This is a genomic window from Plantactinospora sp. A48, from assembly GCF_055793945.1.
Map to the genome: position 1 here is coordinate 135,448 of NZ_JBTIXF010000012.1, position 8,893 is coordinate 144,340.

Below are 8,893 nucleotides of genomic sequence, written 5' to 3' on the forward strand. Positions count from 1 at the left end.
CGTTCAGTGAGACCGGGTCGGTGGGGCCGCGCTGGACCGCCGGACGACGAGGCTGGTGGGCAGCGTGACGTGCGAGCGGTCCACCGGTTCGCCGCGGATGAGCTTGATGAGCGTCTCGGTGGCCAGCCGGCCCATCTCGTGGATCGGCTGCTCGACGGTGGTCAGGGGCGGGGTGCAGAGCGCGGAGTCGGGCACGTTGTCGAAGCCGACCACGGACAGGTCCTCGGGGACCCGCAGGCCGAGTTCGGCGGCGACGCTGACGGTGACGATGGCGGAGACGTCGTTCGCCGCGAAGATGGCGGTCGGTGGCTCCGCGGTACGCAGCAGGGTCCGGGCGGCCTGGGCCGACCGCTCCGCGTCGTAGCCGCCGGTCTGGACCATGTCCGTGGTGACCTCGACCCCGGCCGCGGCCATCGCCTGCCGGTAACCGTCCTCGCGGAGCTGGGCGGATTGCAGGTCGGGCCGGCCGGTGACCATCGCGACGCGGCGGTGCCCCAGCCCGAGCAGGTACTCGACGGCGACCTGGGCACCCTTGAGGTTGTCCGAGTCGACGGTCGGCAACCCGGTCGGGCCGGTGTGCGGATCGACGGCTACCACCGGCGCACCATAGCTGACGTCCACGACGGTCGGGGTGACCAGCACCGCGCCGTCGATCAGCGTCCCGGACAGCCGGGTGAGGTACCGCCGCTCCCAGCCCTCCCGCTCGACGGCCCGGCCCCCCGCGGAGTACACCACCAGCTCGAACCCGGAACCCCGGATCGCGTCGGCGGCACCCTTGAGCAGTTCGGTGCTGAACGGTTCCAGATCGGCGACCAGGATGCCGATCACGTTGGTGCGGTGGTTACGCAGACTCTGCGCGACCAGGCTGGCCTCGTACCCGACCTCGCGGATCACCTCTTGGACATGTGCGGCGGTGGCGGCCGAGACGCCGTACCGGCCGTTGATCACCTTGGACACGGTCGCCACCGAGACACCGGCGCGCTGGGCGACGTCCCGGATTGTTACGCGAGGAGTCAGCTCCACGGCGCGAGGATAGCTTTCGATAACGTTATCGACAACGATTGACATCACTGCAACATGCGTGCAAACTCTCCCGCTATGAAGGGCCCGGCCGACGGCGGGACCCCACATCCCCAGGAGATGAGCGACATGAAGGCCCATGTGCGCGTCCGTAATAGGTGGGGTGCGCTCGCAACGACGTTGACGGTACTGATGGCGACGGCCGTGGGTGGCTGTTCGTCAAGTTCCGACAAGCCGACCGACGCGAGCGGCCCGGTGACGCTGACCTGGTGGCACAACGGCACCGACGATCCTGCCAAGAGTGTCTGGCAGTCGTTGGCCGACGCCTACCACGCCGCCCACCCGAACGTCACGTTCAAAGTGGAACCGATGCAGAACGAGCAGTTCCCCACGAAGGTGCCGCTGGCGTTGCAGTCCAGCGATCCGCCGAGCATATACCAGCAGTGGGGTGGTGGCGCCGAGGCGACGCAGCTCCAGTCCGGCAAGTTGATGGACATCTCCGACGCGGTCAAGGACTGGATCGGGCAGCTCGGCAACGCCGCGGCCGGCTGGCAGGTCGACGGCAAGCAGTACGGCATTCCGTTCGACCTGCACGTGGTCGGCTTCTGGTACCGCAAGGACCTGTTCCAGCGGGCCGGCATCCAGCAGCCGCCGACCACCATGGAGGAGTTCAACTCGGCCGTCGCCAAGCTGAAGGCCGCCAACATCACCCCGGTGGCGCTGGGCGGCAAGGACAAGTGGCCGGACGCCTACTGGTGGGACTACTTCGCCATCCGGGAATGCTCGAAGGAGGTCATCCAGTCGTCGATGAAGGCGGTCAAGCTGGAGGACCCCTGCTTCACCAAGGCCGGCCAGGACCTGAAGGCGCTGCTGGACAGCAAGCCCTTCCAGACCGGCTTCCTCGGCTCGACCGCCCAGCAGGGCGCGGGCAGCTCGGAAGGGCTGGTGGCCAACGGTAAGGCCGCCATGGAGTTGCAGGGCGACTGGGAACTGCCCACGATGATCCCGCTGGCCGAGGACAAGAACTTCGCCTCGAAGCTGGGCTGGTTCCCGTTCCCGGCGGTGACCGGCGGTGCCGGTGGCTCCGGCGCGGTCCTCGGGGGCGGCGACGGCTTCTCCTGCACCACCAAGGCGACGGCGGCCTGCCCCGACTTCCTGAAGTACCTCGCTAGCAGCGAGGTGCAGACGAAGCTGGTGCAGACCCAGACCGCCACCCTGCCGTCCAACCCGGCGGCGAACGGCGCGATCTCCGACTCGTCGCTCAAGCAGGTCCTGTCCTCGTTGCAGTCCGCACCGTATCTCCAGCTGTACTTCGACCAGGCGCTGCCCACCAGCGTCGGGCAGGCGCTGAACGACGCGATCGCGAACTACTTCGCCGGGCAGGGTTCACCAGAGGGCATCGTCGCGGCAGCCAACAAGGCGGCCGCGGACCAGTGAGGTCGTGATGGCGAACCGGACGATCAGTCGTCCCGCAACCCCGCCCGTCACCCGGGCGTCGGCCGGCCGCGTGTCCACGCTGCCGGCCGGCCGGCTGCGCCGACGGGCCGAACTGGTCCTGCTCCTGACACCCGCGCTGCTGCTGTTCGTCGGCTTCGTGATCGTCCCGATCGGGGTGGCCGTCTACTACAGCGCCTACAAGTGGACCGGCTTCGGGCCCCCGCAGGACATGGTGGGCCTGCAGAACTACCGCCGGGCGTTGACCGACGACGTCTTCCACAAGGCGATCGGGCACAACCTGATCATCGCCGGCCTGTCCATGGTGGTCCAGCTCCCGCTGTCCATCGGGCTGGCCATGCTGCTCAACCGGCGCATCCGGGGCCGGGCCGCGCTCCGGCTGGTGGTGTTCGCCCCGTACGTGCTGTCCGAGGCGATCACCGCCGTGGTCTGGTCACTGATGCTCCAGCCGGAGGGCTTCGTCGACCGGGTGTTGCAGGCGGTGGGCCTGGGCAGCCTGATCCACCAGTGGCTGGCCGACAGCCGGATCGTGCTCTACACGCTGTTCGTGGTGATCACCTGGAAGTACATCGGTTGGGGCATCATCCTGCTGCTGGCCGGGCTCCAGGGGATCCCGGGCGAGCTGCACGAGGCCGCCGCGATCGACGGCGCCGGCGCCTGGCAGGCCACCCGACGGATCACGCTGCCGCTGCTCGGTCCGACCATCCGGATCTGGGTCTTCCTGTCCATCATCGGCTCGCTGCAACTGTTCGACATCGTCTGGATCATGACGCTGGGCGGTCCGGCCAACGGCTCGGCGACCATGGCCACCTACCTGGTCGACCACGGCTTCAAGCGGTACCAGTTCGGCTACGGCAGCGCCGTGTCCGTGGTGCTGTTCGTGGTCTGTTTCGTGTTCGCCCTGCTCTACCAGCGTTTCGTACTGCGCCGGGACACCGACGGCGCGCTTACCCGGATGGTGGGTGGATGACCATGGTCACCGACGCGCGGGCGGTCGCCGGGCCGGCGGCCCGGCGACCCGGCCGGATGCCGCGGCCGAGAAACCTGCTGGCCTACCTGGTGGCCATCGTGGTGGTCGGGGTGACCGTGGTACCGCTGCTGTTCACCATCATCGGGGGCTTCCGGACCAACGCGCAGATCAACTCGGCGCCGACCGGGTTGCCGAACCCGTGGGTCGGCGACAACTACACCGCGGTGGCCGGCAACAGCTACTTCTGGCGGCTGTTGGGCAACAGCGCCCTGATCGCCGTCCTGGCCACCGTCCTCGCGGTCGGGTTCGGCGCGATGGCCGCGTTCGCGCTGTCCCGGTACGTCTTCCCCGGACGCGAGGCGCTGTACGCGCTGTTCACCGTCGGGTTGCTGTTCCCGCTGACCGCCGCGGCCCTGCCGCTGTACCTGCTGCTGCGCCAGATGGGCCTGCTGGAGAACCCGCTCGGTGTCGTCCTGCCCGAGGCGGCGTTCTCCCTGCCGATCACGATCGTGATCCTGCGCCCGTTCATGCGTGCCATCCCCGGCGAGATCGAGGACGCCGCGGTGGTGGACGGCGCGAGCCGGCTGGTCTTCTTCTGGCGGATCCTGCTGCCGCTGTCCCGGCCGGCGCTGGCGACCGTCGCCGTGCTCGCGTTCGTGGCCAGTTGGAACGCCTACCTGCTGCCGTTCCTCGTGTTCAGCAGTCCGACGAGCTTCACCCTGCCGCTCGGCGTGGCCATGTTCCAGACCCAGTACTCGCAGGACCTCGCCCGGATCCTCGCCTTCACCGCGATGTCCATGCTGCCGGCGCTGGTGTTCTTCCTGCTCGCCGAGCGCCGGATCGTCGGTGGACTCACCGGCTCGGTGAAGGGCTGAGCGGACGCCGGTCACCCCGGCAGACCGCCGCCCACCACCCCGGGCGGCGGTCTGCCGCCCGGGGGCGGCTACCCGTCGGTCACCCGGGCGGCTACCCGCCGGCCATCGCCCCGAGGATGATGAACGGCTCCGCGCCGCTGACCACCCGATCGGGCAGCGGATCGTCGGGCGGGGCGTTGGACAGGTCCTCCTCGCAGGCGTAGAACCGGACCAGCGGCCGGCGGCGGCCGGTGGCACGGTCCCGCATCGTGCCGACCAGCGCCGGGTACCGCGCCTCCAGCGCGTCCAGCACCCGGCGCTGGGTGACCGGCCCGGCGACGTCGAGCCGTACCTCGCCGCTGACCCGGGCCAGGGTCTTCAGGTGCGCCGGCAGGACGACCCGGGTCACGGCAGCACCTGGGCTTCCACCGAGAGCACGGCCGGCAGGTCCCGGACGATCGGCGCCCAGCTGTCACCGCCGTCGGCGGAGTGGTAGACCTGACCACCCGTGGTGCCGAAGTAGATCCCGGCCGGGTCGAGGGTGTCGACCGCCATCGCGTCCCGCAGGACGTTGACGTAGCAGTGCTCCTGCGGGAGACCCCTGGTCAGCGGCTCCCACTCGTCGCCACCGGTGCGGCTGCGGTAGACCCGCAGCCGGCCCTCCGGCGGGTAGTGCTCGGCGTCGCTCTTGATCGGCACCACGTAGATGGTCTCCGGGTCGTGCGGGTGCACCGCGATCGGGAACCCGAAGTCCGACGGCAGGTTGCCGCTCACCTCGCGCCAGGTCGCGCCCGCGTCGTCGCTGCGCAGCACGTCCCAGTGCTTCTGCATGAACAGCGTGTCCGGTCGGGACGGGTGCTGGGTGATGTGGTGTACGCAGTGCCCGACCTCGGAGTCCTGGTCGGGGATCTCCCCGGACCGCAGCCCCTTGTTGATCGGCAGCCAGCTCGCGCCGGCGTCATCGCTGCGGAACGCGCCGGCGGCCGAGATCGCGACGTAGATCCGGTCCCGGTTGGCCGGGTCCAGGATGATCGTGTGCAGGCACATCCCGCCCGCCCCCGGCTGCCAGGCCGGGCCGGTCGGGTGCTGGCGTAGCGCGGTGAGTTCCGTCCACTTGTGGCCGCCGTCCCGGGTGACGTAGAGGGCCGCGTCCTCGGCGCCCGCGTACACCGTGTCGGGGTCGTCGCTGGCCGGTTCGAGGTGCCAGACGCGCTTGAACTCCCACGGCCGGGGGGTGCCGTCGTACCACAGGTGCTCGCCGACCTCGCCGGAGTAGTCGAAGTCGTTCCCGACCGTGGACCAGGTCCGGCCACCGTCGTCGGAACGCTGGATGAGCTGCCCGAACCAGCCACCCGACTGGGAGGCGTACAGCCGGTCCGGGTCGGCCGGTGACCCGTTGACGTGGTATATCTCCCAGCCACCGAAGTGCGGTCCGGCCACCGTCCAGGCGCCGCGCCCGCCATCCGAGGTCAACGTGAACGCACCCTTGCGGGTGCCCACCAGTACCCGTACACCGGTCATAGCCGCATTCCCTTCGCCCTGCCGACGTCTCATCGGCAGACCGACCACCGCACCGGAACTCATCGGTGGTGACCCGCCGTTATCGGTTCCGGCCCTCCCACCTGGGGTCGACCGGAACTCATGACGGTACGTAGTCTCAGCGACGGGTACGACAGATTCAGTCGAGCTTCCGGCTCAGTGTCTCGAACGCCAGGTCCGGCCGCAGCGGCAGCCCGAACCGCTCCTCCCCGTACGGGAACGGGCGCACCTCGCCGGTACGCGCGTAGCCGCGCCGCTCGTACCAGGCGATCAGGTCCGTCCGTTGCCGGATGACGGTCATCCGCAGCTCGCCGACACCCCACTCGTCCCGGGCGAACCGCTCGGCCTCGGTCAGCAGCGCCCGGCCCAGCCCGCCGCCCTGCCGCTGCGGGGAGACGGCGAACATCCCGAAGTAGGCGTGGTCGTCCCGGCGCTCCAGCTGACAACAACCGACGAGACCGGTGGCGTCCTCGGCGACCAGTACCACGCCGCGCGGGTGGTTGACCGCGGCGGCGACCATCTCCGGGTCGGCCCGCTGGCCGCTGAGCAGATCCGCCTCGGTTGTCCAGCCGGCCCGGCTGCGCTCCCCCCGGTACGCCGATTCGACCAGGTCGACGAGCCGCTCGACGTCGGCGGGGCGGGCGGGCCGGACGGCGCCGGACACGGGGGTGGTCATGGGTCGATCTCCAGGGTCACGCGGGTTGGCAGCTGGCCAGGCCAGCGTACGCAACCGCGCACCGCCCGGACCGGGCGACCGCACCGGAGTTCGGCGTCAAACCGTGAGCAGGACTTTCCGCTCGACCCACGACGCGCCCGGGACGTCAGCGGACCAGGTCGGACAGGGGTACGTCCGGGTCGGCCAGTTCGACCGGGTCGACACCGCGACCGGCCCAACCGGCCCGGACGAGGGCCTGGATGTCGTCCTGCAGGTCCCAGATGTTGACGTTCATCCCCGCCAGCACGTGACCGCCGGCCAGCCAGAAGGCGAGGAAGGCGGGAGCCCTGCCATCCCGGACGGTGGGGTCGCCGCGAAAGATCACCCGGTCATGGCCGCCGGGCTCGACCCAACCGGCGTACTCCATGCACAGGTCGTACTGATCGGTGAAGAAGTACGGAACCCGGTCGTACCGGATTGGTTCGTCCAGCATCGCGTGGGCGGCGGCCCGGCCACCGTTCAGCGCGTTGGACCAGTGTTCGACCCGGATCCGCCGACCCAGCGCCGGGTGGTCGACCACGGCGACGTCGCCAGCCGCGAAGACGTCCGGATGGCTGCTGCGCAACCCCGCGTCCACCACCACGCCGTTGTCCACAGCGAGACCGGCCCGTTCGGCCAGCTCGGCGGCCGGGACCGCGCCGACACCGACGACGGCCAGATCGGCGGGCAGTTCCGTGCCGTCGATCAGGACCACCGTGCCGAGCCGGCCGTGGTCGCCGGCCCGGAACTCCCGTACCCCTGAGTTGAGGTGGACGGTGACGCCGTTGGCCCGGTGCAGGGCCGCGAACACCCCGCCGACCTCGTCGCCGAGCACGCGCCGCAACGGCGCCCGGTCCGCGTCCACCACTGTCACGTTCGCACCGTGGTGTCGGGCCGCCGCCGCGGCCTCCAGCCCGATCCACCCGGCGCCGACCACCACCACCTGGCGCGCGACGGGCAGCTCGGTCCGCAGGACGTCCGCGTCGGACAGGGCGCGCAGATACCGTACGCCGGGCAGCGTCGCGCCGGGGACGTCGAGGCGGCGCACCCGGGAGCCGGTGGCCAGCAACAGCCGGTCGTAGCGCACCGGAGGACGACCGGCCAGGGTGAGCAGGTGCGCGGCGGGGTCGAGCGCGGTGGCCCGGACGCCGAGGAGCAGTTCCACGTCGTGTTCGTCGTACCAGCCGGGGTCGTGTACGTACGCCTTGTCCCGCGGCGCGGAGCCGAGCAGGTATCCCTTGGACAGCGGGGGCCGTTCGTACGGCCGCTCCCGCTCCGCGCCGATCAACAGGACGCGACCGGTGAAGCCGGCGGCGCGTAGTTCCTCGGCGGCTTTCGCTCCGGTCAGCGAGGCGCCGACGATGACGTGGACGGGCCGGTCAGCCATGGTGGACTCCTTACGAGCGGGGGTGCAGGCCAGCGAGGGTGAAGAACTCGGCGTGCGAGCGCGGATCGTCCCGCAGCGCGCCCACCAGGCTGGAGGTGACGGTGGTGGCGCCGACGGCCCGCACCCCGCGCAGGGTCATGCACAGGTGGTCTGCGGACTCAACCACGCCTTCCTCACCGGACTGGCCGTCCCGGACCACCGCGCCGTGCTGGCCCCGCGCCCCGGACGCTGCTGCGTCGAACTCGTGACGCCGCCTCCGGCCTAGGGCCCGTGTCCCGTGGAGTACGCGGGGCGGTGGAGAAAGCGCTCTCAGTTGAGCGTGTTATCGATAACATGCTATCTTTCCGCCCAGGAGCGAAGGGCACGCTCCCGCTGGCTCGCCGGACCACGAAGGCGGGTGGGAGCAGGGACGACAGCTCCCCATCCCGCCACCCGTCGGCGGCCAGGCCGGACCTACCGCCAGCGCCAGCCGCCCCGAGCGGACACCGGACCTGCCCCACGTTCCGTCCCCGGCGCCCGACGCGTGGCGGGCACCCCCATGCCCATGCCATGTTCGCGCCGCGGCCCGCGGGCAACGTGGCGATCCGCCGGTTCCCCACCGGCGTCGCACGGAAGGACCCTCGCCATGTACCAACCCGCCAGGGCCAGCATCGCCATATCCACCATCGCCATATCCACCATCGCCGAACCGCGGAGCGTCGGCAGCGCGGTGGCCCGGCCCACCCCGGACGACATCCGCCGGCCCCAACCGATCCTCGCCCACTGAGCAGGGAGGCTTCCATGCGTACACATCGACGATGGTTCGCCGCGGCGGCCCTCGCGGTCGCCATGGCCGGAATCGGCACGGCGACGACGATCGGAACCGCCAGTGCGGAGTCCAACGGTGGAGTACGGGTCATGCCCCTCGGCGACTCCATCACCGAAGGCACCCAGGTCCCCGGCGGCTACCGCATCGGCCTCTGGCAACGCCTCGC

General features: G+C 70.7%; 10 protein-coding genes and 1 pseudogene. 5 read left to right on the forward strand and 6 right to left on the reverse strand.

Going from position 1 to position 8,893, the window contains the following annotated elements; translation table 11 throughout:
- Positions 1 to 3: 3 nt before the first annotated feature.
- Positions 4 to 1,023 (reverse strand): LacI family DNA-binding transcriptional regulator, encoded by a 1,020-nt coding sequence (locus ACXN5W_RS09605; RefSeq protein ID WP_473157829.1) that lies wholly within the window; start codon positions 1,021 to 1,023, stop codon positions 4 to 6.
- A 189-nt stretch (positions 1,024 to 1,212) separates the two neighbouring features.
- Between ACXN5W_RS09605 and ACXN5W_RS09610 the strand changes: the two genes are divergently transcribed.
- The 3 genes from ACXN5W_RS09610 to ACXN5W_RS09620 are packed head-to-tail and all read left to right on the forward strand — an operon-like array spanning position 1,213 to position 4,320.
- On the forward strand, positions 1,213 to 2,457 hold the full coding sequence (locus ACXN5W_RS09610; RefSeq protein ID WP_473157830.1) for an ABC transporter substrate-binding protein: 1,245 nt from the start codon (positions 1,213 to 1,215) through the stop codon (positions 2,455 to 2,457).
- Positions 2,458 to 2,464: 7 nt separating this feature from the next.
- Complete coding sequence (locus ACXN5W_RS09615; RefSeq protein WP_473157831.1) at positions 2,465 to 3,445, forward strand: carbohydrate ABC transporter permease; 981 nt, start codon at positions 2,465 to 2,467, stop codon at positions 3,443 to 3,445.
- Complete coding sequence (locus ACXN5W_RS09620; RefSeq protein WP_473157832.1) at positions 3,442 to 4,320, forward strand: carbohydrate ABC transporter permease; 879 nt, start codon at positions 3,442 to 3,444, stop codon at positions 4,318 to 4,320. Before ACXN5W_RS09615 ends, ACXN5W_RS09620 begins: the two co-directional genes overlap by 4 nt.
- Before the next feature lie 91 nt (positions 4,321 to 4,411).
- On the opposite strand, the gene ACXN5W_RS09625 is transcribed toward ACXN5W_RS09620, so the two are convergent.
- The 5 genes from ACXN5W_RS09625 to ACXN5W_RS09645 form a co-directional block, all read right to left on the reverse strand.
- Positions 4,412 to 4,708, reverse strand: coding sequence for a MoaD/ThiS family protein (locus tag ACXN5W_RS09625; protein ID WP_473157833.1), 297 nt, complete (start codon positions 4,706 to 4,708; stop codon positions 4,412 to 4,414).
- Complete coding sequence (locus ACXN5W_RS09630; protein ID WP_473157834.1) at positions 4,705 to 5,820, reverse strand: WD40/YVTN/BNR-like repeat-containing protein; 1,116 nt, start codon at positions 5,818 to 5,820, stop codon at positions 4,705 to 4,707. The genes ACXN5W_RS09625 and ACXN5W_RS09630 overlap by 4 nt, the downstream gene beginning before the upstream one ends.
- Positions 5,821 to 5,977: 157 nt before the next feature.
- Entirely contained in the window at positions 5,978 to 6,514 is a 537-nt protein-coding gene (locus tag ACXN5W_RS09635; RefSeq protein ID WP_473157835.1) for a GNAT family N-acetyltransferase, read from the reverse strand.
- Between the two features lie 145 nt (positions 6,515 to 6,659).
- On the reverse strand, positions 6,660 to 7,919 hold the full coding sequence (locus ACXN5W_RS09640; protein WP_473157836.1) for an NAD(P)/FAD-dependent oxidoreductase: 1,260 nt from the start codon (positions 7,917 to 7,919) through the stop codon (positions 6,660 to 6,662).
- Between the two features lie 10 nt (positions 7,920 to 7,929).
- Positions 7,930 to 8,085, reverse strand: a complete 156-nt coding sequence (locus tag ACXN5W_RS09645) for a GTP cyclohydrolase I (RefSeq protein WP_473157837.1) — start codon at positions 8,083 to 8,085, stop codon at positions 7,930 to 7,932.
- Positions 8,086 to 8,544: 459 nt separating this feature from the next.
- Between ACXN5W_RS09645 and ACXN5W_RS09650 the strand changes: the two genes are divergently transcribed.
- Both ACXN5W_RS09650 and ACXN5W_RS09655 read left to right on the forward strand, forming a co-directional pair.
- Positions 8,545 to 8,685, forward strand: coding sequence for a hypothetical protein (locus tag ACXN5W_RS09650; RefSeq protein ID WP_473157838.1), 141 nt, complete (start codon positions 8,545 to 8,547; stop codon positions 8,683 to 8,685).
- Between the two features lie 14 nt (positions 8,686 to 8,699).
- Positions 8,700 to 8,893, forward strand: a pseudogene (locus ACXN5W_RS09655) (GDSL family lipase); the annotation flags it as partial.